The sequence below is a fragment of the Polyangium sp. y55x31 genome (assembly GCF_029946505.1).
Lineage (GTDB): Bacteria > Myxococcota_A > Polyangia > Polyangiales > Polyangiaceae > Polyangium.
The window spans coordinates 98,039-120,290 of record NZ_JARZHG010000032.1 but is presented as its reverse complement, the minus strand read 5'-3'; the positions used below and the strand labels follow the sequence as shown (position 1 = coordinate 120,290).

Annotated in this window: 22 protein-coding genes; 13 read left to right on the top strand and 9 right to left on the bottom strand. The window is 69.0% G+C overall.

Going from position 1 to position 22,252, the window contains the following annotated elements:
* Positions 1 to 28 precede the first annotated feature (28 nt).
* Positions 29 to 1,633 carry a hypothetical protein gene (locus QHF84_RS37920; protein WP_281318423.1) on the top strand — a complete coding sequence of 535 codons (1,605 nt, stop codon included), beginning with the start codon at positions 29 to 31 and terminating at the stop codon, positions 1,631 to 1,633.
* Positions 1,634 to 1,667: 34 nt separating this feature from the next.
* Here the strand turns inward: QHF84_RS37920 and QHF84_RS37915 are convergent, their stop codons facing one another.
* The 3 genes from QHF84_RS37915 to QHF84_RS37905 all read right to left on the bottom strand — a co-directional run bounded on the left by QHF84_RS37915 (position 1,668) and on the right by QHF84_RS37905 (position 5,847).
* Positions 1,668 to 3,221: a hypothetical protein gene (locus QHF84_RS37915; protein WP_281318422.1), complete on the bottom strand. Its 1,554-nt coding sequence runs from the start codon at positions 3,219 to 3,221 to the stop codon at positions 1,668 to 1,670.
* Positions 3,222 to 3,297: 76 nt separating this feature from the next.
* On the bottom strand, positions 3,298 to 4,305 hold the full coding sequence (locus QHF84_RS37910; RefSeq protein WP_281318421.1) for a hypothetical protein: 1,008 nt from the start codon (positions 4,303 to 4,305) through the stop codon (positions 3,298 to 3,300).
* 57 nt (positions 4,306 to 4,362) lie between these two features.
* Positions 4,363 to 5,847, bottom strand: coding sequence for a serine/threonine-protein kinase (locus tag QHF84_RS37905; RefSeq protein ID WP_281318420.1), 1,485 nt, complete (start codon positions 5,845 to 5,847; stop codon positions 4,363 to 4,365).
* Between the two features lie 248 nt (positions 5,848 to 6,095).
* On the opposite strand from QHF84_RS37905, the gene QHF84_RS37900 reads away from it, so the two are divergent.
* From QHF84_RS37900 to QHF84_RS37885, 4 genes are read left to right on the top strand one after another with little or no spacing between them, the layout of a single operon-like run.
* The gene (locus tag QHF84_RS37900; RefSeq protein ID WP_281318419.1) at positions 6,096 to 6,602 is read left to right on the top strand and encodes a hypothetical protein; all 507 of its coding nucleotides are present in this window, start codon (positions 6,096 to 6,098) and stop codon (positions 6,600 to 6,602) included.
* Positions 6,603 to 6,614: 12 nt separating this feature from the next.
* A complete protein-coding gene (locus QHF84_RS37895) occupies positions 6,615 to 6,917 on the top strand; it encodes an antibiotic biosynthesis monooxygenase (RefSeq protein ID WP_281318418.1) in 303 nt (100 codons plus the stop codon).
* An 18-nt stretch (positions 6,918 to 6,935) separates the two neighbouring features.
* Positions 6,936 to 8,108, top strand: coding sequence for an iron-containing alcohol dehydrogenase (locus QHF84_RS37890; protein ID WP_281318417.1), 1,173 nt, complete (start codon positions 6,936 to 6,938; stop codon positions 8,106 to 8,108).
* 45 nt (positions 8,109 to 8,153) lie between these two features.
* On the top strand, positions 8,154 to 8,900 hold the full coding sequence (locus tag QHF84_RS37885; protein WP_281318416.1) for a hypothetical protein: 747 nt from the start codon (positions 8,154 to 8,156) through the stop codon (positions 8,898 to 8,900).
* Positions 8,901 to 9,059: 159 nt separating this feature from the next.
* Here QHF84_RS37885 and QHF84_RS37880 read toward each other — a convergent pair whose 3' ends face one another.
* On the bottom strand, positions 9,060 to 10,106 hold the full coding sequence (locus QHF84_RS37880; protein WP_281318415.1) for an arginase family protein: 1,047 nt from the start codon (positions 10,104 to 10,106) through the stop codon (positions 9,060 to 9,062).
* Positions 10,107 to 10,133: 27 nt separating this feature from the next.
* Positions 10,134 to 10,688 carry a hypothetical protein gene (locus tag QHF84_RS37875; protein ID WP_281318414.1) on the bottom strand — a complete coding sequence of 185 codons (555 nt, stop codon included), beginning with the start codon at positions 10,686 to 10,688 and terminating at the stop codon, positions 10,134 to 10,136.
* A 50-nt stretch (positions 10,689 to 10,738) separates the two neighbouring features.
* On the opposite strand from QHF84_RS37875, the gene QHF84_RS37870 reads away from it, so the two are divergent.
* Positions 10,739 to 11,596 carry an STAS domain-containing protein gene (locus QHF84_RS37870; RefSeq protein ID WP_281318413.1) on the top strand — a complete coding sequence of 286 codons (858 nt, stop codon included), beginning with the start codon at positions 10,739 to 10,741 and terminating at the stop codon, positions 11,594 to 11,596.
* On the opposite strand, the gene QHF84_RS37865 is transcribed toward QHF84_RS37870, so the two are convergent.
* Together QHF84_RS37865 and QHF84_RS37860 are read right to left on the bottom strand one after the other, a co-directional pair.
* Positions 11,597 to 12,340: a 3-oxoacyl-ACP reductase family protein gene (locus QHF84_RS37865; protein ID WP_281318412.1), complete on the bottom strand. Its 744-nt coding sequence runs from the start codon at positions 12,338 to 12,340 to the stop codon at positions 11,597 to 11,599.
* A complete protein-coding gene (locus QHF84_RS37860) occupies positions 12,337 to 13,830 on the bottom strand; it encodes a radical SAM protein (RefSeq protein ID WP_281318411.1) in 1,494 nt (497 codons plus the stop codon). Before QHF84_RS37860 ends, QHF84_RS37865 begins: the two co-directional genes overlap by 4 nt.
* 305 nt (positions 13,831 to 14,135) lie before the next feature.
* On the opposite strand from QHF84_RS37860, the gene fabZ reads away from it, so the two are divergent.
* Genes fabZ through QHF84_RS37825 form a run of 7 tightly spaced genes read left to right on the top strand, consistent with a single transcriptional unit; the run spans position 14,136 to position 20,735 of the window.
* Entirely contained in the window at positions 14,136 to 14,603 is a 468-nt protein-coding gene (gene fabZ, locus QHF84_RS37855) for a 3-hydroxyacyl-ACP dehydratase FabZ (protein WP_281318410.1), read from the top strand.
* Entirely contained in the window at positions 14,600 to 15,802 is a 1,203-nt protein-coding gene (locus QHF84_RS37850) for a beta-ketoacyl-[acyl-carrier-protein] synthase family protein (protein WP_281318409.1), read from the top strand. Before fabZ ends, QHF84_RS37850 begins: the two co-directional genes overlap by 4 nt.
* Before the next feature lie 20 nt (positions 15,803 to 15,822).
* Complete coding sequence (locus QHF84_RS37845) at positions 15,823 to 16,857, top strand: beta-ketoacyl synthase N-terminal-like domain-containing protein (protein ID WP_281318408.1); 1,035 nt, start codon at positions 15,823 to 15,825, stop codon at positions 16,855 to 16,857.
* Positions 16,857 to 18,134 carry a beta-ketoacyl-[acyl-carrier-protein] synthase family protein gene (locus QHF84_RS37840; protein ID WP_281318407.1) on the top strand — a complete coding sequence of 426 codons (1,278 nt, stop codon included), beginning with the start codon at positions 16,857 to 16,859 and terminating at the stop codon, positions 18,132 to 18,134. Before QHF84_RS37845 ends, QHF84_RS37840 begins: the two co-directional genes overlap by 1 nt.
* Positions 18,131 to 19,321 (top strand): beta-ketoacyl synthase N-terminal-like domain-containing protein, encoded by a 1,191-nt coding sequence (locus QHF84_RS37835; protein ID WP_281318406.1) that lies wholly within the window; start codon positions 18,131 to 18,133, stop codon positions 19,319 to 19,321. The genes QHF84_RS37840 and QHF84_RS37835 overlap by 4 nt, the downstream gene beginning before the upstream one ends.
* Complete coding sequence (gene fabG / locus QHF84_RS37830; protein ID WP_281318405.1) at positions 19,318 to 20,073, top strand: 3-oxoacyl-ACP reductase FabG; 756 nt, start codon at positions 19,318 to 19,320, stop codon at positions 20,071 to 20,073. Before QHF84_RS37835 ends, fabG begins: the two co-directional genes overlap by 4 nt.
* The gene (locus tag QHF84_RS37825; protein WP_348652913.1) at positions 20,040 to 20,735 is read left to right on the top strand and encodes a nitroreductase family protein; all 696 of its coding nucleotides are present in this window, start codon (positions 20,040 to 20,042) and stop codon (positions 20,733 to 20,735) included. The genes fabG and QHF84_RS37825 overlap by 34 nt, the downstream gene beginning before the upstream one ends.
* Positions 20,736 to 20,741: 6 nt before the next feature.
* Here QHF84_RS37825 and QHF84_RS37820 read toward each other — a convergent pair whose 3' ends face one another.
* On the bottom strand, positions 20,742 to 21,590 hold the full coding sequence (locus tag QHF84_RS37820; RefSeq protein ID WP_281318403.1) for a response regulator: 849 nt from the start codon (positions 21,588 to 21,590) through the stop codon (positions 20,742 to 20,744).
* A gap of 58 nt (positions 21,591 to 21,648) precedes the next feature.
* Positions 21,649 to 22,020: a hypothetical protein gene (locus QHF84_RS37815; RefSeq protein WP_281318402.1), complete on the bottom strand. Its 372-nt coding sequence runs from the start codon at positions 22,018 to 22,020 to the stop codon at positions 21,649 to 21,651.
* Positions 22,021 to 22,252: the final 232 nt, after the last annotated feature.

Genomic DNA, 22,252 nt, shown 5'->3' with positions numbered 1-22,252 from the left:
TCCCTTGGCTTCCAGCAAGTGAGGAGACATGCCGATGCGCACCCTACACAAGTCCCTGGCGTATCTCGGAATTCTGGCATGTGCCGCGATGGCGCAACTCGCGGCATGTGCTTCGTACTCCAGCGATTGCAGCGAGAATGGCATTTGCCTGCGAAACGGTGACGAATATCGCGGCGGTGGAGAGATCTCGCCCGAGTGCAAAGCGCTCCCGAGCGAAGACAGCTCGGTCATCAAGGACGAGTGCGGCATCTTCGTGCGCGCATCTGCTGCGGACGGCGGTGATGGAACGAAGGCAAAGCCATTCAAGTCGCTTCAAGCGGGGCTCGACGCGGCCAAGAGTGCGAAGTTCAGAGTCTATGCGTGCGCGGAAACGTACGCAGAAGAGGCCAGGGCCGACAGCGTGTCCATCTTCGGCGGATTCGACTGTGCGAATGGTTGGGCGTATGTGGTCGATCCGGCGAAGCGGGCGACAATCGCGCCTGCGGACGGCATTGCATTGCGCGTGGCCGGTGGCGGATCGCTCCAGGTGCAGGACGTGATTGCGCAGGCACCGAGCTACGATCAGCCAGCGGCGGCCGGTGAGGAGGCGAAGTCTTCGATCGCGGCGATCGTCGACGGCTCGACCGTCGAGTTCGCGCGTTGCGATCTGGAGGGCGGAACTGCACAGGGCGGGGCGCAAGGGGAGACTCCGCCGGATGACCCGCAAACCCTGAGTGGATTGAGTGGATTGCCGGGCACTGTCGGCAAGGGAATCTGCGAGGCCGGCGCTGACAATCCGGGCGGCGCGGCGGTGACGAAGACGTGCCCTGACGGCTCGACCAGCGTTGGTGGCAAAGGTGGTGACGGCGGCACCGTTCAGACCACGCCCACGTTCATGGCCTTCGCGGGAGGCGATGGAGCGGATGGCGCTCCGACTGGAACGGCCGGCCAAGGAGGCCTTGGAGAGTTGGAGTCGGGCGCTTGGGATTGCTCGGATGGAGGCATAGGCAAAGGAAAGGGTGGACAAGACGGTGAACCGGGGGGACCCGGCGCCGGAGCAGCCGCAGGTAAGATTGATGCAACGGGTTACGTCCCGGCATCAGGGATGTCGGGCGCGTACGGGAAACCTGGTCAGGGCGGCGGCGGCGGCGGGGGCGCCCGGGGGGCTCAAGGCGTTTGTGGCGGAACCACGCGCGCAGGAGCAAGCGGGGGTAGTGGAGGCACCGGGGGCTGCGGTGGTCAGGGCGGCGGGGGCGGACTCGGAGGCGGTGCGAGCATTGCACTGCTGAGCGTTAACGCTTCGGTTGTCCTTTTGGATTGTGTATTGCAGTCCTCCGCGGGTGGGGATGGTGGTCCTGGGGCGACCGGGCAAACGGGTGGCACGATTGGTGCGGGTGCCACCGGGGGTGGCAAATCTGGCTCGGCGAACAGCGGGTGCAAAGGCGGCGACGGCGGTGAAGGCGGCAATGGCGGCCCCGGCGGCGGCGGCGCCGGCGGTCCGGCGATCGGCGTCGCCCACATCGGCAAAGCGCCCGAAACGAGGGGGAGCACGACGATCACACCAGGCGCACCCGGCACTGGTGGTCCCGGTGGCGGCGGCGGCATGAGCAATGTAGGAGCAAACGGGGTGACGGGGGAGATAGTAGCGTTCTGACCCTGGCGAGGCGCCTCCTCATCCGAGCATCGGCTCAGGGGAATACATGCATCGGGGCCACGACACCTTCCACGGCCCCACCTCCAGCGCCGGCCCCGCCAGGCGTGCCGGGAGCAATGGTGACTCCCATCTCCGAGACATTCCCGCCCTTGTGAGCGATGCCGATGGAGTGACCACCGCGGCCGCCGCCGCCGGTTCCGCCTAGGCCACCACTGCCGCCGGGGCCACCATTGCAGGCTTTGGGCGTTGCCCCACCCATCGTCGCTCCAGCGCCACCGTTGCCCGGATTGCCACCGATTCCGCCAGCCTGCCCGAACCCGCCAGCCCCACCGTTGCCCCCGTTACTCGTCGTGATGTCGACCGTATCAAAGGACAGCGTGGCTCCGAGGCTCACGATGGCGATGCTGGAACCGCCGGCCCTCCCACCGAGCCCGCCGTTTCCGCCACAGCCGCCGGCTCCCCCGCCGCCGCCGCTCGCACCGAAGCATCCGGACTTGCCTCGCGCACCACCACCGCCGCCGCCGCCTTGCCCCACCGCACCCTTCGTGCCGGGCTGGCCGCTTGCGCCGATGTACCCCTTGGTTGCGTCGAGCGTGCCATCCTCCACGGCTCCGGCTCCATCGGTGCCATCTGCGCCGGTGGCGCCTGCCTCGCCGGTATCGCAACCCTGACCGCTATCCCCGAGGCCACCGACGCCTTTATTACTTGGATTGGGGTTGGGCGCAGGGATGCCGTCCCCACCAGCGTCGCCCGAGGTCTCCTGGCCATTGCCTCCTTTGCCGCCGCTCGATTCAGTGCAAAAGGTGTTGGCCTTGGCCGCGCCCCCAGGGTTCCCACTCGCCCCGCCCATGCAAGCGTTCTGGCCGTTGTTGCCGCGAATGGCGGGATCATCGGGATTTTCTTCGGGCCCAATGTCGTCCGTGGGCGTCGCGCCCTGGTCTCCCACAGCACCGTCCCCCGCGGTGATCTCGGTCCGCACGAAATCCACGGTCGCCCGGTCGACGATGATGGCAATGGACGATCCGCCGGGAACCTTCGCATTCGCTGCGAGGACCTCGAAATCTTCGAACGATGACGCCTTGTCCCCCGCTATCCGCACCGACGCTTGCAAACCGTCGGCCGTGTCAGGGGCGGCAGGGTTGATTCTGCTCTTCGTGGCCCCGCCGTATCTCCACGTGCCGCCAGCACAATCGAGACCGCCAAAGACGGAGATGCCGGCCGGAATGTCCAGTCGCTCCTTGTAATCCCCGTCTGCGCACACATAAACGCGCGCTGTTCTGTTGGTTGCCTCCTTGACGGCCTCGTCAATCGTCTTAAAGGGGTTTGCGCTGCTGCCCGCGGCTCCGCTGCCGGTAACGGTGTTGCTCACGAAAACGCCACACTCGTCGCGGAGCACGGTCACGTCTTTGCTTGGCGACGCCGCGCATCCGGGCGGAGGCTCCAAGACACTGCCGAACGGCTTGCCATCCTCCGTGCAGATGTTGTTGCGGCTGCAGTCATCCGCCGCTGCCGAGCAACCTGCCATCTGCCAGAAGCCCGCTGCAATGAGAATACCCAGGGAAACGATGGTTGTGTGACGCGTGCGCATGGGCGTGTCTCCCTTTTCCGAATGAAAATCGAAGATATCGAGACGCGACAGCTGGCCGAGACGGCAACCTTGCCGCTCAGAACCGGCCCGTCGCCGCGAGGCCGGCGAACGTCGGATTCACCGTCGGCAGCACAGTGAATCCCGTCGTGGCGCGCGTCTTCACGGGCAACAATGCATAGACCACGGTGCCCACGGCGAGAACACCTCCCACGACAAGGGCGGCCGTGCCGACATTGGCAAACGTGTCCTTGCGTTGCAGGGTGCTGAGCAACGTCGCGCACTTCCCCTTGTTCGCAGCGTTCTCTGGGTGCGCGGGATCGCATGCCGCGTCCGGCATCGAGCTGTCGAGCGCTTCTGCGTCGCTGTCCGCGCCACTCGCCGCCACCAAAAGTGCAATCCCCGTCCCGATCCCTACGGCCCCGAGGGCCGCCCCCACCCCAATCGCCACCCCACTCTTCCCTGCCCCCTCCTCCCTCCTCGCCACCCCCTGCCTCACCGTCACCTCATCCCCCAACGCCGGCACCTTCACCGTCGTCACCCCCGCCTTCCCCTCCACCACCACCTTCTCCGCCCACCCCTTCTTCCCCGGCGCCGTCACCTCGATCCGTTGCTCCCCGGGATCCACCGGCACCGCCGCTCCCCACACTGCCTCCTCGACCGGCTTCCCGTTCCGCCGCACTTCCAGCCCCGCGACCCTCGCCTCCGGCGCCACCTCCACCACGAGCTTTGCCAGCTTCGGCTCGAGCCCCCCCGCCCGCCGCGCCGCCTCCTCCATCCGCCGCTCGTCCTTTGCGGCCCGCGCCGTCGACTCCGCCTCCCGGAACGTCGCCCATGCGCTCGCCGTCTCCCCGTTCGTCTCGTAGCAATCCCCCAGCGCGAGCAACCTCCCCGGCCGCGGATCCAGCTTCTGACTCGCCGCGAGCTTTGGACACGCCTCCGCCGCGCGCCCTCCCTTGAGCAACTCCCGCCCTTCCTGGAACAACGCATCTGCTGCAGCGCGATCCTCCGCGGGCCCTGCGTCTGCGCGCCCCCCGCCCAGACAAATCAGAGCCACGACTCCCAGCGCAGACACCTTCACGCGCATGCAATGACCTCGGCGGAGCACCTTACCAAGGCAAACCCCACCCGTCAGCATGCTCCGTCAAGGTGCGTACAGATCCTCGTTCCCCTTCGGTGGCCGAGGACGCCCCGTCCCCGTGCTCGTCGCCGGCGCTTTCCCCGTCGCAGATGGTTTGACCACCGACGATCCTCGCGCCGAAGGCACACTCGCCGCCGCTGCCGACGACGACGACGGCACCACACTCGAAGCCGCCGCACTCGTCGTCCCAACCGCGCGCGCACTCGCCTCCGCCGACGCCACATTCCCCACCGGCGCGACAATCACCGGCTCCGCCACCCTCGCCGACCCCTCCCCCCGCGCCGAAGCCGAAGCCTCTCCGACCGCCCCACCCGTCCCACCCGCACCTGCGCCTGCGCCCGAAAACACCACCACCCCGACCCCGAGCACTCCCCCCACGATCGCCAGCACCACACCGATCACCACGAGCCGCATCGGACTCGCGCCCTTCGTGCGTGAAGCTGAAGCCGATCCTGCCCCCGGCGCGACCACCACCGCGAGCTTCTCCGTCGCTGCCGTTCCCGACGTCGCCGACGTCATCGCGCGCGCCGACGTCTGCTCGGCGAACGTCGGCGCCGACTCGGGCATCGATCCCGTCCGCCCGCCTCTCCCCCGCACCACCCGCCCGACCCGCTCCACATACACCCGCGCATGCGCCGGCGCGTACGGCGCGAGCGCCGCCGCAAGCTCCCCGACATCGCGAAACCTCTCCTCCCGATTCCGCGCGAGACACCGCAGGATCACCGCCTCGAACCCCGCCGGCGCATCCGGCCGGTACTGCCTCAGCGGCGTCGGTTGCCCCGCGAGCACGAGCGCGCACACCGCCTGGATCGTCTCTGCGTGGAACGGCGTCCTCCCTGCCACGAGCTGATACAGGATGATCCCGAGCGCCCACACGTCGCTCCGCGCGTCCACGCTCTTCGGCGTGTTCATCTGCTCCGGCGACATGTAGAGCGGCGACCCGAGCATCTGCGACTCGTGCGTCAGCGCCACGTCGGATCCCATGAGCTTCGAGATCCCGAAATCCAGCACCTTCACGCACGGCGCTCCGCTCACGTCTTGCGTCAGGAACATGTTCGCCGGCTTCAGATCCCGGTGCACGATCCCTGCCGCGTGCGCCTCGCCGATCGCCTCGCACGCTTGCAGCACGAGTTCCACCGCCTCCTCGAACGGGAGCTGCCTCCGCGCCTTCAGCGTCGCGGCGAGGTCTTGCCCGTCGAGGTACTCCATCACGATGTACGGCGCGTCGTTCTCGTCGGCCCCGACGTCGAGCACCCGCGCCACGTGGTGGCTCTTCAGCAGCACCGCGGCGCGCGCTTCACGCAAAAACCGCTCGCGTTGCTCCGGGCTCACGACGCGACCCGTCAGGAGCGACTTCACCGCGACGAGCTGCCCGAGATCCACGTGCCTCGCGGCCACGACGACGCCCATCGCGCCCTGGCCGAGCACGCGCTCCACGCGATACTTCCGCGCCAGGAGATCGCCGGGTTTGACGGGCATCTGGCTCATGAAGCGCCATCTCAGCCGACTCGTACGACAAGTCAAGTATTGCCATTTCCATTGACGACCAACGAGGCTCCCGGCCCGCCCGGAACATCCTCTCCACGACCGTTTGTCCCCTCTAGGTTTGTCCCCGCCCCCCACCCCCACCGCCCTGCGGCCCGGACATCCCCCGACGTGATGCGTGGTCCCCCTCACGCACACGATCCTTCGCTTCCTCATGGACTTTGGTCTCGTGTTGTCCGAAAATCGCAGCCGTGAGCAATCCACAAAGACCCCCGGATCGTGGCCCTCGCCGGAGCGATCCGGGCGTCGATGATCCGCGCACGGGACCGGACAGCCAGCCTCCTACGTCCACATCGTTCTCGGGCGTGATCGCGCGCGGCTTCGACGCCGTGCCCATCTCGGTGCGGGGGGAGAGGCTCCCGCCGCCGAGCGTCCCGTCGAGTCGCCTCCCGCCTTCGTCAGGCACCGTGCCGACGAGCGGCCCGTCTTCGGGCACCCCTGCGTCGGGCCAACCGAGCTCGGGTGTTCGGCGCACCAAGGGTGGCATCTACCAGGCTGTGCGGCTCCTCGATCAGAAGCACGGATCCTTCTTCATCTCGCGCCTCATCCTCGTGACCGGCGTCAACCTCCGCAGCTTCGATTCTTCGAGCGTGGACGATCCCGTCATCGCCGAGAAGCTCATCAAGGCCCTCCGCCCCCTGCTCTCTCCGGCGGAGCTCGACGGCCTCATGCCCCTGCTCGTCGCACCGCAACGCTAAAGGGAGCACCTCATGTACGTCGTTTGCGTCAAGGTCTCCGTGCTCGCCGATCACGAAGGCGCCTTCCTCGAGGCCACGCTCGACAACGCCCGCGGCACCCGCACCGAGCCGGGCAACGTCCGCTTCGACGTCCTCCGGGCGAGCGACGATCCCACGCGGTTTTTCCTGTACGAGGTCTACCAGACCGAGGCCGATTTCAAGGCGCACCAGCAGACCGCGCATTACCTCCGCTGGAAAGAGCGCGTCGCGCCGATGATGGCCGCTCCCCGCGTCGGCGAAAAATATTCCTCCGTCTTCCCCGAGCCCTGGGCCTGACAAGCGCCACGTGATCCCGTGAAGTTCTCGTTCCGCACGGCGCCCGAGATCCACTTTGGCGCGGGCACCTTCGGCGAAGCGCCGGCCGCCGTCGCCCGCCTCGGCAAGCGTTGCCTCCTCGTCTCCGGCAAGAGCTCCCTCGAGCGCTCCGGTAAGCTCGCCGCGATCGAGGAGGGGCTCCGCGCGCGAGGCGTCTCCATGGCGCGGTTCGCCATCGACGGCGAGCCCGACCTCGCGATCGCGGACGAAGGCGCTCGTATCGCCCGCGAAGGTGGCCACGACGTCGTCCTCGCGATCGGCGGCGGCAGCGTGATCGACGCCGCCAAAGCGGCCGCCGCGCTCGCGACGAACGAGGGCGCGGCAATCGATTACGTCGAGGCCGTGGGCGCGGGCCGCAGCATCGAAAAAGCGCCTTTGCCGCTCGTCGCCGTCCCCACGACCGCGGGCAGCGGCTCGGAGGTCACGAAAAACAGCGTCCTTCGTGTCCCCGAGCTCCGCGTCAAGCGCAGCATTCGCAGCGATCTCATGGTCCCGCGTGTCGCGATCGTGGACCCTTCCCTCATCGCCACCGCGCCGAAGAGCGTCGCGGCATCCTCCGGGCTCGACGCGCTCACGCACCTCGTCGAGGCGTATCTCTCGAAGGGCGCGCAGCCAATGACCGACGTCCTCGTCGTCCCCGGCATCACCCTCGCATATCGCGCGCTCGTCGCGCTCGCCGAGGATCGTTCCACGGACGAATCGCACGAGGCCATGGCGCTCGCGGCGCTCTGGGGTGGCATTGCGCTCGCCAATGCGGGCCTCGGCGCCGTGCATGGCCTCGTCGCGCCGCTCGGCGGGCTTTGCGGCGTCCCGCACGGCGCCGGCTGCGGTTGCCTCTTGCCCGCCACCTTTGCCATGAACGTCGCCGCCTTGCGCGCCCGCGCGCCCGGGCACCCGGCGCTCGCCCGCGCCCACGAGGTCGCCGATCTCCTCTTGCCCCCCGACGCGCCCGATCGCAGCCCCGAGCGCGCCGCCGACGCGTTTCGAGGTTTACGCGACAAACTCGGCGTCCCGCCGCTCCGATCGTATGGGGTCGAAGAGACCGACCTCGCCTCGATCATCGCCGGCTCGCGGGCGGGCAGCATGCGATCGAATCCGATCGAGCTCACGGACGCCGAGCTCGAAGCCATCCTCGCGCGCTCGCTCGGCTGATCATCGGGCTTCACGTCGGCCACCGGACTTTGGTAGGGTTCGGCCATGCGACAGTCGATGGCCCTGATTCTGCTCGTCCTCGCCGGTTGTGGATCGAGCGCCCCGAAAGCCGAGGAGCCGAAGCCCGAGACCCAAGGCGAGGCGACCGCGGAGACGAAGACCGACGCTGCCGAGGCGCCGAAGGCCGAGGAAGAACCGAAGGGGATCCCCGAGGCCTGCGCGGGCGACGACAAGGCCGCGTGTGTCATGCCGAAGGGCTTCGTCAAGCGCCTCTGCAGCGGCGTCTACCCGGAGCTCGCGCTGTATCTCTTCCAGAAGGGCTCGCCCTGGCGCCGCGCCTACGTCTCCGCGAAGGAGGTCGCGCCGTTCAACGGGCTCGGCGGGCCGAGCGCCGAGGAAAAACTCACGCTCGACGAGGAGCTGCTCGTGCTCAGCCAGATGAAGGCGGACACGGGCGGCATGCAGGTGAGCGGCGCGTCGGGCAGCGTCGACGTGCTCCGCTGGGACGGCACCTGCGCGACCCTCTCGACCGAAGAGGTCCGCTTCCAGGCGCCGCCCAAGCCGAAGCACGCCATCATTCCGTGGCGTATCCTCGAAGACGCGACCCAGGAAGCGCTCAAGCAAAACGAGGCGCTCGGGAAGGTGGCCATCGAGCGCAAGAAAGAATGCAAGGGCGCGACGATGGGCGCAGTCTCCGCGAAATGCGAGAAGGCCGATAAGGCGCTGAACGATCTCGTCGTGGAAGCCGTGCGCACCGGCACGACCGTGCCGAAGCCCTCGAAGGTCCCCTGATTCCACAGCGTAGCGCCGGGGTTTCACCCCGGACCCGACGAGGGGTTGTCCACCCCTCGACCCGGACCAGGGCCAGCCCTGGACCTCTGATGCATCGACCGCGATGCGGTCGATGCACAGGCGTATGGATTTCCACTCGCGACGCTTGTGGAATACCTCTCAGCGCAGCTTGGCCTTGCCCTGGCTCGCGAGCGTGAATCCGATCAGCTTGTAGAGCAGCCGCGCCCCCACGTTCGCGTCCCACTCGTCGCCATCCGGCCCCGGGGCGACCTCGTTGAGGTCGAATCCCACGATCGTTCGTCCGGACCGCACCACCTCGCCGATCACGTACACCGCCTCGTGGAAATCGAGCCCGCCGGGCACGGGCGTGCCCGTGTGCGGGCAATACCGCGGATCGAGCCCGTCGACGTCGAACGACACCCACACCTCGCGCGGCAGCGCATCCACGATCTCCCGCGCCACGGCGGCGAACGTCTCGCCCCCGAGCTTACGCCGCGCGAGATCACGATCGAAAAACACCCGCGCGCGTTCGCCCTGCGCGGCGACGTAGTCCATTTCCTCCTCGCACACGTCGCGAATCCCGACCTGGACGAGTTTTCCCACGCCCGCCGCGCGCGACAGCACGTTGTACATGATCGAAGCGTGCGAGAACGTAAAACCCTCGTACGCGCAGCGCGTGTCCGAATGCGCGTCGAAATGGAGCACGCCGAGCCCCGGATGCCGCCGGGCGAGCACCTCGATCGCGCCGAGCGGCACCGCGTGATCGCCGCCCACGATTCCAACGATCTTCCCCTTCGCCACGAGCCGCTCCGTCTCGGCCTCGACGCGCGCATTGAGCTTCCCGCCGAGCTCGTTCACCCGCGCGAGCGCCGCGCGGAGCTCGTCCGTCTCGATGACGCCGCCTACCTCGATGATCTTCTGCGCGAGCGCCCGCCCTTCCTCGTTCCACCGGGCGATCTCTTCGGCCTCTTCCTGCATGAAAATGCCGGGCGCATAAGGTTTTTCCACGTCGAGGTCGTAGAGGTCCACCTGCCGGCTCGCCTCGAGGATCGCCGCGGGGCCGCCCGAGGTGCCGCCGCCGTACGAGGTCGTCACTTCCCAGGGGACGGGCACGAGCACGACGGCCGCGTCGTCCTCCGTGAAAGGCAATCCATAAATGCCGGAGTCCGCGGCCGCGGGCGCGTTGGGATCGAACGAAACGGTCATGACGGCAGCCTCTAGCACGCGCCGACCTCATTTGCCGCCGGCCGCGCTCTCTTCTCCTGTCCGACGGAGCCGCGCCACGAGCTCCCTGTCGAGGTCCTGCACGGTCCATCCCTCCGGCAGCCAGTTTCCCGGGATCGAGTACCTCTCCGCACCGACCTGCAGGACGATCCATTTCGGCGCCTCGGGCGGATGTATCCCGACGGAAACGATGTCGCGCACCGGCACCGTGATCATCCGTATCCCCATGGGGCGCCCCACGGGCAGCGACAAGGACTTGGCGCCGAGGACGAGCTCGAAGGGTTCGAGCTTCGAGAAGCGGACGATACCGAGCAGGGCCATCACGCTGAGGCCCGCGGAGAGCAAGCCCATCACCGCGTAAAATACGTCCGCCCCGTCGGGCCCGAAGTGGATGATGCCGTTCAGGATGAGGCCCCGATCGTTGGTGATCGAACGATGGAAGAAAAACGCGGCGCAGACGCCGAAGAGGAGCAGGCCGGGGACGAGCTGCCGGTAGGGCTTGCGCAGCCGAATCTGGATCTTCGCGTCGCTTCGTTTTTTGCGCTTCGTCTTCTCGGGCTCCACCGCTCGTTTTTCCTCTCTTTGTGCGCCCTCGGCCACGCTACGATGGCGCCGTGGGCAACGGCGTTGCACTCGATCCTTCACGCTTCGAGGCCCTCGAGCGGAACCTCGCCGAGGCGCAGGCCACGATAACACGCCTCGAAGGTGATGCGTGGCGCATTCGCGCCATGCTCGAGGTCACCCAGGAGACGCTCACCGTCTTCGAGAACGGCTTCGTGATCGACACGAGCCCGCAGTTCGAGGTGATGTTCCGGGGCAAACGCGAGGAGGCGATTGGCAAGCACGCGATCGAGTTCGTCGCGCCCGAGTCGCGGGCGCTCGTCGCCGAGAACCAGCTCCGAGGCTTCGCCGAACCCTACGAGGCCACGCTCGTGCGGATGGATGGCTCCACGTTCGTCGCGCGCATCCGCGGGCAGAACTTCCAGCGGGACGGCCGCACGATCCGGATCTCGGCGTTCACCGACGCGACCGCGGAGAGGCTCGCCGCGGAGGCGATCCGCAAGGCCGCCGTGATCGAGGAGACGGTGCGGATCCAGGCCGCGCTCCTCTCGCGCCTCTCGACCCCGCTCTTGCCCATCGCCGAGGGCACGCTCGTGCTCCCGCTCATCGGCGCGATCGACGAGGCGCGCGCCCAAAGCGTTCTCGGCGCGCTCACGCAAGGCATCGTGGCGCACGGCGCGCGTTTCGTGATCCTCGATGTCACGGGCGTCGAAGCGATGGATGCGCACGTCGCGGAGTTCATCGTCTCGGGCGCGCGCGCGGCCGCGCTTCTCGGCGCACGCGTCCTGCTCACGGGCATTCGCGCGGACGTGGCGCGGACGCTCGTCACGCTCGGCCATGATCTCGCGAGCCTCGTCACGTTCGCCACGCTGAAACAAGGCGTGGCCCACGCGCTCGGCGCGCGGCGATGATTACACCGCGCCGTCCACCAGAATGGTCGCCCCATTCACGTACGACGCGCGATCCGACACGAGAAACGCCGCCATCTCGGCGACCTCCTGGAACGTGCCGAGCCGCCCGAGCGCCGTGTGCCGGAGATAATCCTCGAGCCGACCTTTCGGCAAATTCACGCTGACCCCGCTCTCGAGCACCCCGGGCGCGAGGTTGTTCACGGTGATCCCGTACCGACCGATCTCCTTGGCGAGCGCCTCCGTGAAACCCTTGATGGCCGCCTTGGCCGTGCAGTAATGCACCGGCGCCTGCATCATCTTCACCCCGGCGAGCGAGCCGATGTTGAGGATGCGCCCGCGCCGGAGTTTCACCATGCCTCGAAGGACGGCCTGCGTGGCGAGGAACGTGCCTTTCACGTTCGTATCCATCACGCGGTCCCAGTCCTCCTCGTCCATCAAGGCGAGCGGAACCACGTCGGACACGCCCGCGTTGTTCACGAGCACGTCCACGGTCCCGACCGCGGCCTCCATTTCCTTCACGGCCGCGGCGAGGCCCTGTTTGTCGAGCACGCTCGTTCGAAACGAAAACCCGCGCACCCCGTGGGCCTCGATCTCGGCGAGCGTCTCCTTCGCCTCGGCCTCCGATTTCGTCCAGTTGAAGCCGACGTGCGCCCCTTCGCGGGCGAGCGTCACGGCGATCGCCCGCCCGAGGCCCTTGGATCCGCCCGTCACCAGGGCGATGTGCCCTTCACAAAGTTTCGTCATGAACCCACGATGGATAGACGCGTCGTCCCGTTTTCCTTCACCCAGGGCTTCTTGCCCCAGGACGGCGTCACGGTCCCCGGCCCTTTCGCCGCGCCGCGGTGGAACATGTTGAAGCCACACGCCGGCATGATCCGCCCGTCCGTCTGCGGATAATGGTGGCAGCATTTGCGCAGGCGCTCGAGATCGAAATCGTGCCGGTCCATGTAATGGTGCAAGAAGATCGATTTCGCCTGCTGCTCGCCGATGAGCAGGCTCTCCTTCTGCGTCATCGGCCGATCCGGGAACATCACCTTCAGCGTGCGCTTCAGCGCCGCGAGGATCTCCGGCCCCCGCTCGATCTCGTCCTGCCGCGCGTACACGTCGTACAGCACGTCCTGGAGCGTCTGCTCCATCTCGGGCGTCGCCGGCAGCGTCGCGCTCGAACGGAGGAGCGAGCCATGCTTCGTGAAATCGACGAACCGCGAGAAGGGCAAAAACGTCCCGTCCTCCAGGCGGAGCAGGTAGGTCAGCGAGACACATTGCGGGTGCGAGCAGGGCAGCGGGAAAAAATCCTCCACCTTGAGCTTGCCGCCCGTCTGCTCGTCGACGCGCCGCACGACGCCGGGGATCGTGAGCCGATCCAGCGGATCGTGGCCGAAGAGGCCGCCGCCGTGGCCCGTGTAGGCGGCGGGCTGGAAGTTCAGCGAGAGGAAATGGTCCTCCGAGAGGAAAAGCTCGACGACCTTTCCGATCTGATCGTCGTTCACCCCGCGCGTCGCCACGAAGATGATCTGCGTCGGGATCTGGAGCTCGCGCAGCGTTGCGAGCGCCGCTTCCTTCTCCTTCACGAGGTCGCGGCCGCGGATCTTCTCGTGTGTATCGGCGGTGAAGCCGTCGAGCTGCAGGCCCACGTACGCGCCGCTCTCCTTGAGCGCCTTCGCGAAAGCCCTGTCCTTGCCGAGCCGGATGCCGTTCGTGATCACCACGACGCGGCCGATCTCGGGGCGGCTCGCGATGCGCACGAGGTCGAGGATCTGCGGGTGGCTCGTGGGTTCGCCGCCGGAGAGCGCCACCGACTCGCACTGCCCCTCGTTCACGACGAGGGTGTCGATCATGCGCGTAAACGTGTCGAGATCGATGTGGTTCGAGTACTGGTTGTCGACGATGCAGATCGGGCACTCGAGGTTGCAGTGGTCGGTGACCTCGATGATCGGCAGGCAAGTGTGCTGCTCGTGATCATTGCAGGTCCCACAATCCGTCGGACAACCGTGCTCGACCTTCGTGGCGAACTTCAAGGGCTCGGTGCCGGCGCGCGCGAACGCATAGGCGCGCACGTAATATCTCGCGTCCTCCGAGACGAGCGCCTCCGACGGCCCGCACGCCGCGCAGTTTTTCTTGAAATACACGCGTCCTTCGCGGATCACGACCTTCGCGGGCAAGAGCGAAAGGCAACCCGGACACGTGGACGTCGTCTCCTTGAACTCGATCTCCCCCTCGAACCCCTCGGGCACCTCGCCACGTGCGAGGAAACGGTCGACATAATCCTTTGCAGTACCGGGAAGAATTTCTTCCGAAGGTCCACACGAGGGGCAAAGCAGGAGTCGCACCGGGCTTTCGCCGCGCAGCACGACGCGCCCTTCGTGCGTCTCGCGGCACGTCGGACACGCCGCCCGCTCGTGGTGGAAAAACGTATGCGGACGGTCCTGTCGTGTCGGAGTGATGCAGCTAACGCAATCCATGGCGCTCCCCTCGTGAGCACGCATCTTCCACTCGGAGCACGTTTGCCGTCAATTCGAACTGCTATTCTCGGCCGCACGTGCGTTACCTGCTCCTCGATCGGATCACGCGGCTCGAACCGCCGCGCCTCGCGACTGGTGTCAAGTGCGTGTCGCTCTCGGACGACACCTTCGCCGACCACTTTCCTGGCCACCCCGTGATGCCGGGCGCGCTCGTGATCGAGGCGCTCGCGCAGCTCGGCGGCGTGCTGCTCGAAGCGAGCCGGCGCGCCGAGGGGTACGAGGACGTGCACGCGCTGCTCACGATGATCGATCGCGCCCGCTTCCGGCGCATCGTCAGGCCCGGAGACAAATTGGAGCTCGAAGCAGAGACGATCCTCGCGCGCGAAGAAGGCGGGCAGGTGAAAGGGAAAGCGCGGGTCGACGGCGAGGTCGTGGCGACGGCCGAGCTCGGCTTCGCGTTCGCGCGCGTGACGAACCCCAAGGTGCTCGCGCGGCGGCGCGAGGTGCTCGACGTATGGCTGACCGGAGCGGCGGAGGAGCCTTGAAAAGACGCGTATTCGTGCGCGGTCGAGGCGCGATCACGCCGCTCGGCGAGACCTGGCCCGCGTCGAGGGACGCGCTCGCCGAGGGTCGATCCGCGGTGGGCCCCGTCCGTCATTTCGACGTCGAAGGATATCCCTCGCAGGTGGCGGCGCGTGTCCCCTTCCCGCTCGAAGAAGCCGAGGATCGCCGCCTCGCGCTCGCGCGGCGCGCCGCGGACGAGGCGTGGGCCGAGGCGAAGGTGAGCGCCGCGCCAGAGCGGATCGGCGTGTTCGTCGGCGCCGAGAGCGGCCGGGCCACGTACGGGACGATCTTCGCGCTCTCACGCGCGGCGGGCGGCGGCGCGCGCTTCGATCATGCGCGCTTCGGCGAGGAGGCGCGGGGCCTCGCGACGTCCGTGCACGCGGCAGCGGTCTCGCCTGCCGCGGTCGCCTCGGCGCTCGCGGCGCGGATCGGCGCCGAGGGGCCCGTGGAGACGATCTCGCTCGCCTGCGCGTCGGGCGCGGCCGCGATCGTCTCGGCGACGCAGGCGATCCGGCTCGGGCTCTGCGACGTCGCGCTCGCGGGCGGCGTGGGCGCGGACGTCGATCCGTTCATGCTCGTAGGATTCGGGCTGCTCGGCGCGCTCAGCACGCGTGGCCTCTCGTGCCCGTTCGACGTGCGGCGCGACGGGTTCGTCGTCGGTGAGGGCGCGGCGTTCGTGGTGCTCGCGGCCGAGCCGGGTGATACGCGCGCCGAGATCGTGGGCGCAGCGCGCACGCTCGACGCGCACCACCTCACGGCGCCCGATCCGACGGGCGACGGAGCCGAGCGGGCCATGCGCGGCGCGATCGAAGACGCGGGCCGCGTGAACATCGGGTACGTCCAGGCGCATGGCACGAGCACGCAGCTCAACGACGCCGTCGAAGCCGCGGCGATCCGGCGGGTCCTCGGCGACGCGCTCCCGGACGTGAACGTCGGCGCGGTGAAAGGCGCGCTCGGGCACTGGATCGCGGGCGCGGGGGCGATCGGTTTCTTGTGCGCGCTCGAAGCCGTCGAAGAGGGCGTTTGCCTGCCGACGGCGGGACTCACCGAGCCCGATCCCGCGTGCGTCTTGCCACACGTCGTGGGCGCGGCCTTGCGAAAACCCGTGGAAGCGGCGCTCGTCAACGCCTTCGCGTTCGGCGGCGCGAACGCGAGCCTCGTGGTGAGCCGATGCGCCTAGACGGAAAAGGCCTCCCCATCGTGGCCGTCTCGACCCTGACGACGGCGGGCCTTTCGGGCCGCGGCCTCGGTCGCCGCGTCTTCGAAAGCAACCACCCTTTGCCGAGCGAGATCGACGCGCCCGCGCCGTCGCGACCCGAGGACGTCCGGCAGAGGAAGCTCATGTCACGCGCCGCGTGGTTCTCCACGCTGGTCATGCGCGGCGCGCTCACCGAGGCGCGCTGGGACGAAGGGCGCGCCGAGATCGGCGCGTTTTTCGGCGTGGGCGCCTCGGGCGCGGAGATGGACGAGGTCGCGCGGCTCGTTGCGGCGAGCATGGAGGACGGTCGGTTCTCGCTCGCGCGGTGCGGCCGCGAGGGGCTCGACGCGTGCAATCCCCTGTTCGCGTTCCAGATCATGAACAACTTCACCCTCTGCCACGGGGCGATCCTCGAGGGTCTCGGCGGCCCGAACGCCGCGTTTTTCTCGCGCGGCTCGGGCACGGTGACGGCGCTCGAAGAAGCCTGCGCCTCGATCAACGCGGGCGCGTGCGAGCGCGCGCTCGTCGGCGGCGCGGACACGGCCCTGCACCCGGTCACGATGGCCGAGCTGGAACGAGAAGGGTTCTTGCGGCAAGGGCTCAAGCCGGCCGAGGGCGCGGCCGCGCTCGCGATCGCAGCCACGGCCGAAGCGCCGCTCGGTTACGTGGAGGCGGTGCGGGTGTTTCCGGTCGATCGCCCCCGCGGCGCGCTCGTGCCTCGCACGGGCGTGCTGCGCGACGCCGCCGTACCTGCCGCGTTCGACGCGCTCGAGGACCAGCCTTGCGACGTCGTCGTGCTCGCGCCCTGGGGCGCGCCCGCGCGCGAGGCGCTCATGGATCTGCCCGAGATGCTCGAAGCGGAGCTCTCGGTCGACGCCTCGCTCTCCCTCGGCGAATCCCTGGCCGCTGCGCCGGCGCTCGCCTGGGCGCTCGCGCTCGATCTGCTCGTGCACCTCGACAAACCCCGCGCGCTCGTCCTCTCGGCGGGACCGGACGGGGATCTCGGGGCCGTCGTGCTCGGAAAAGGAGGGGCGTGATGGGCGCGCGTCGCGCGGTGATCACGGGCGTCGGCGCCGTCAGCGCGTTCGGCGTCGGGTACGAGGCGCTCGCGAACGGCCTCGCCGCGGGCCGCAGCGCGGTCGGCCCGATCCGCAGCTTCGACGCGCGCACCTTCCCCACGCGTGTCGCGGGCGAGGTGCCGATCGAGAAGACGAACGCGCTCTTCCTGGAAAAACACCGCGGCGTCCTGCTCCACGTCGGCGAGGCCGGGACATGGGAAGAATCGGGCCTCCTCCGCGACCGCAAGGTGTGCTTCGGCCTCGTCGCGGCGGCCGAGGCGTGGCGGCATGCGCGATGCGGGACGGCCGAGCGCAAGGGCGCGCTCTCCATCGGCCTCGGGCTCGAACAGGCGTTTCTGGAGGACCTGGCGGAAGAGCTCGACGAGGGCGAGATCCGCGTCGGCGCCGGCGATCTCGCGGGCGGCGAGGGCGTTCGGTTCCGCTCGCGTGTCGATCTCACGGCCGAGAAGATCCGCAGCGTCGTGGGCCTCTCGGGCCGCGTCGCCGTGCACGCCTCGGCTTGCGCGGCGGGCGGCATGGCGGTCGCGCACGCGGCCTCGCTCATCGAGCGGGGCGCGGCCGACGCCGTCCTCTGCGGCGCGGCGGACTCGATGGTCAATCCGCTCGGCATCGGCGGCATGTCGCGCCTCGGCGCCCCCTCGCCGCGCGCCGAGCCCTCGGCGTGCAGACCGTTCGATCGGCGTCGCGACGGGCTCGTCGTCGGCGAAGGCGCGGCGATGTTCGTGGTCGAGGAGGAGTCCCGGGCGCGCGCGCGCGGCGCGGAGCCGCTCGCGGTCATCGCCGGCTACGCGACCACGCAGGACGCCTACCGCGCGACGGCGCCCCGCCCCGACGGATCCCGCGCGCTCGCGGCCATGGAGCGCGCCGTTCGTCGCGCCAACCTCACGCCGGCGGACGTCGGATACGTCAATGCCCACGGCACCGGGACGCCGCTCAATGACCCGGCCGAGGCGAAGGCGATCCGCGCGCTCTTCGGCGACGTGCCCACGTCGAGCATCAAGGGCGCCGTCGGCCACCTGATGGCCGCCGCGGGCGCGATCGAGCTCGCCGCGTGCCTGCTCGCGTTCACGCGGGATCTGCTCCCCGGGACCGCCCATTTCGAGGAGCCGGATCCGGAGTGCCCGATCAACGTGATCGGCCCGAAGCCCCTCGCCAAACGTGTCGATTACGTGCTCTCGAACTCGTTCGGGTTTGGCGGGCAAAACGTGAGCGTGCTCCTCGGGAGACCCCGATGACGCACGCGGGCCGGATGGCCGTCACGGGGTTTGCCCTGCGAACCCCGCTCGGCGACGACGCCGGCGCCGTGCTCCGGAGGCTCCTCGCCGGCGAGCGCGCCGCGGCCCCGAACGCCCATTTCGACGCGAGCACCTACACCTGCCGCCTCGCCGCCACGATCCCCGGCGCTCCGCGTCCGACGAAGCACCGCAAATTCGTCAAACGGATGGGGCTCTTCGGCATGGAGGTCGGAGCGGAGGCCCTCGCCCGCTCGGGCACGCCGGCAAACGGCGCGCGGCTCGGACTTTTTTGCGGGTATGGAGGCCTGCGCGCGCACTGGGACGATCTGATGCCCGTGCTCGAAAAGCAGGCAGGCGACGAGCGCGCGACGGGCGCATGGACGCAGGGTTTTTCCTTGTTGCACCCGTTCTGGATGTTGTTTCACCTGTCGAACAACGCGCACGCGCTCCTGTCGATCGACGTCGGCGGCAAGGGCGACGGCACGACCACGGCGGGCTCGAATGCAGGGGCGCAGGCGCTCCGGGCGGCCATCGTCGCCCTCGCCGTCGGGAGCGTCGATGCGGCGCTCGTGTTCGCCTACGACTCGCTCGTCGAGCCGGAGACGCTCCTCTCGCTCGGCATGTCCGGCGCCGCGACGAACGCGCCGACGCCCGCGGCGGTCGTGGCCCCGTACGACGAGCGCGCGGCGGGGATCGTGCCCGGCGAGGCGGCCGCGGCGGTGGTGCTGGAGCGACCCGACGACGCGGGCGATCGAGCGATTTCGTTCGTCTCGGCCGCGGCGACCGCGGACGGCGCCGTGGACTTTCCCTTGCCGCGCACGAGCGCCTCCCTCGCGGCCGCTCTCTCCGCGGGCGACACGATCGTCGACGGCGCCGCGCTCGCCTCGCCCGCGCGCGACGCGGCCGAACGCGCGGCCCTCGCCGACGTGCTCGGCCCCTCGGCCACGCTCCTCGCGTTGACGGCTTCCACGGGCCAGCTCGGCGGCGCGACGGCCGTGGTGCAGGCGATCCTGCTCGGCGAGGCGCTCCGCGCGGGCGCGCTGCCGCCCATCGCGGGCCTCGAACGTCCTTCCGAAGGCCCGCTCCGCCCGCTCGTTCGCGCCGAAGAGACCCGCGCCCGCTCGGCCCTGGCCCTCTCGGCCGGCATGCCAGGGCTCGCGGGCGTGCTACGCGTGGAGGTTCCATGAGCGAAACCAAGGAGCGATCCCGCGTCGCGCTCGTCACGGGCGCCTCGCGTGGCATCGGGCGCGCCATCGCGGAGGCGCTCGGACGGCGTGGATATGCCGTCGCCGTCGATTATCGCCACGACGAGGACGCGGCCCGGAAGACCGTGGCCGCCGTGGAGGCGCTCGGCGCGCGGGCCGTCGCTCTCCGCGCCGACGTCTCGCGCCCCGCGGAGGTCGTGTCCCTCTTCGAGCAGGCCGAGGCCACGCTCGGACCGCTCGACGCGCTCGTCTGCAATGCTGGCGTCACCCGCGACGGCCTCCTCGGCGCGAGCACCGAGGACGATTACGATCACGTCTTCGATACGAACGCCGCGGGCGTGGTGCATTGCTGCCGCGAGGCCGCGCGTCGCTTCATCTCGCGGCGGCGCGGCGCGATCGTCAACGTCTCCAGCGTGGCCGCGCAGCGACCGGGCCGCGGGCAATCGCTTTATGCCGCGTCGAAGGGCGCCGTCGAGTCGTTCACCCGCGCGCTCGCGGTCGAGCTCGCGCCGCGCGGCGTGCGCGTGAACGCGGTGGCGCCCGGCCTCGTCGAGACCGACATGACGGCCGAGCTCCGGGCCGTGGCCCCGGAAGAGCTCGCGAAACGCATCTTGCTCAAGCGTGTCGGCCGGCCCGAGGAGATCGCGGCGGTCGTCGCCTTCCTCGTCTCGGACGAGGCGAGCTACGTGACGGGACAGATATGGAACGTGGACGGCGGATTCAAGCTGGAATGAGCGGTCCGGGCGGGGTCGGTGGACCGGGAATGCTGGCGTGGCTGGAAACACGGCGATCGCGCCGCGTTTTCGAGGACACGCCCGTGCCGAAGGAGGTGCTCGCCCGGCTCGTACAAGCCGCGATCACCGCGCCCTCGAACACGAACCGGCAGCCGTGGCGGTTCACGGTCGTGACGGCCGCGGACAAACGTAAGCAGATTGCCGAAGCCGTGCGGGCGCGGGCCGAGGAGATCAAGGCGATCATCCACCGCGGGCACCACGCCGAGGATTTCGCGAATTACGGCGATTTTTTTCACGAGCCGCTGGAGAGCGCGGCGGCCATCGTGGTGCCGCAATGGCGCGACTACCCCGATCTCATCGCCGACCTCATCACCTCGGGCGGCGGGGATCCTTCGCAGTACCACACGGCCCGCAGCATGCAGGCCGAGCTCTGCTCGACGAGCGCGGCCGTGATGGCGATGCTCCTCCAGGCGCACGCCGAGGGCCTCGGCGCCTGCTGGATGGCGGGCCCGATGATCGCGAAGCCCGAAATCGAGGCGCTGCTCGGCATCCGGGAGCCGTTCCGGATGGTGGGCGCCGTGGCGATCGGATACCCCGTGGGCGACGCGCCGCCGCCCGGGCGAAAGCCGATCGATCGCGTCGTGCAATGGGTGGAGGACTGAGGCCCCTCAACCCTCGGCGTGACGGCTGAGCTTATCGACGACGGTCAACGCGACCCGCTCGACGCGCCCCTCCACGCACACCGGATGGAGGCTCGCGAGCGCGCGGCGGTGCGCCTGCCAGGCGACCTCCACGTCGAGGAGTGGCTCGCCCGTGGTGAAGACCTGGCGAAGGCGCTCGGCGAGGGCCACCGTATCCGGCCCCTCGGGGAGAATCTCGGCCAGCGGGAGGCCGAGATGCGCCTCGGCGGGCGCGCAGTTCATCGTCCGGGCGAGCGTGGCATTGATGCGCTCGCAGCGCAGATCCGCGTCGATGATGGCGAGGCCGATCGGCGACCGTCCGACCACCGCTTCGAGCACCGCGGCGCTCCTCGCGGCCTCGGCCAGCGCGCGTTTTTCGCGGGCGACGAGCTCGGTTCGCTCCCGCTCGAATTGCATGGCCTCGCGCATGCGCGTGAGCTCGCCGCGGCGCCAGAAATCGGCCAGCGCCGAGACCTTGGCGCGCAGGACGTCGGGGCTGAACGGCTTCGGAATGTAATCGACCGCGCCGTGCGCATACCCTTTGGCTTGATAATTGTCGTCGCGGTGGATCGCCGAGATGAAGATGATCGGCACTTCCTTCGTGCGCTCGCGCCTTCGGATCAGCGCGGCGACCTCGAAACCGTCCATGTCCGGCATCTGCACGTCGAGCACGATGGCCGCGAATTCCTCGCGGAGCAGGTGCGTGAGCGCCTCTTTGCCCGAGCTCGCCCGCACGAGGTGCATTCCGAGAGGCTCCAGCACGGCTCCCAGGGCGAGCAGGTTCGAGGGATGATCATCGACGAGCAGGATGCTGGGGACCACGGAGTGCGGTGTCATTGGGGCTCGGTTCCTTGCTCATGATTGACCCTTCGGCGCATGCGTTCGAGGAGGCTCATCACAAAGCATTGTTGTTCGCGCCTCTGTTTTCGAGGGCGGCCAGCTCGAGGAGCACGAGCACGATCTTGTCGTCGGCGCCCGCGACGCAGGGGACGAACCCGAGAGGCCTGTCCAGGGTGCGGAGCACCCGAGCGACCCGGGCAGGCTGGTCGTCCCCTCGCGCGGCGGCCATATCGACGAGCACCTTGGCGGCGCGCTCCGTCGACTCGACGGCGCATTCGATGCTCCCCGCATCCGATCCGCTTCCCTTGCACAAGACCAGCACCACGGGATCGGGGACACGCGTATTGCGAAAGGCATGCGCGAGCGGACCTGTGAGCGACGCCTCGATGACGCGCATGAGGCCACTCGTGAGAGACCCGTCGCCCACGGGAAGCACCTTCATTCCAGGACTGACGATAAGCCACGGACACACGTCCGATCCATGCGGACCGTGCCCCAGTCGTGCGTCGGGAGTTTCCCGCGTTCCTTCAGATATCGCATGATCCTCCCGGCAAAGCCGGTCTTCGTCGCGGACGCAACCCTCCAGAACATTGGATTGGCATACTATTCCCCGCGACAATCTCGCCACCAACGAAGATTTTTTCGAATCGGTTACCATT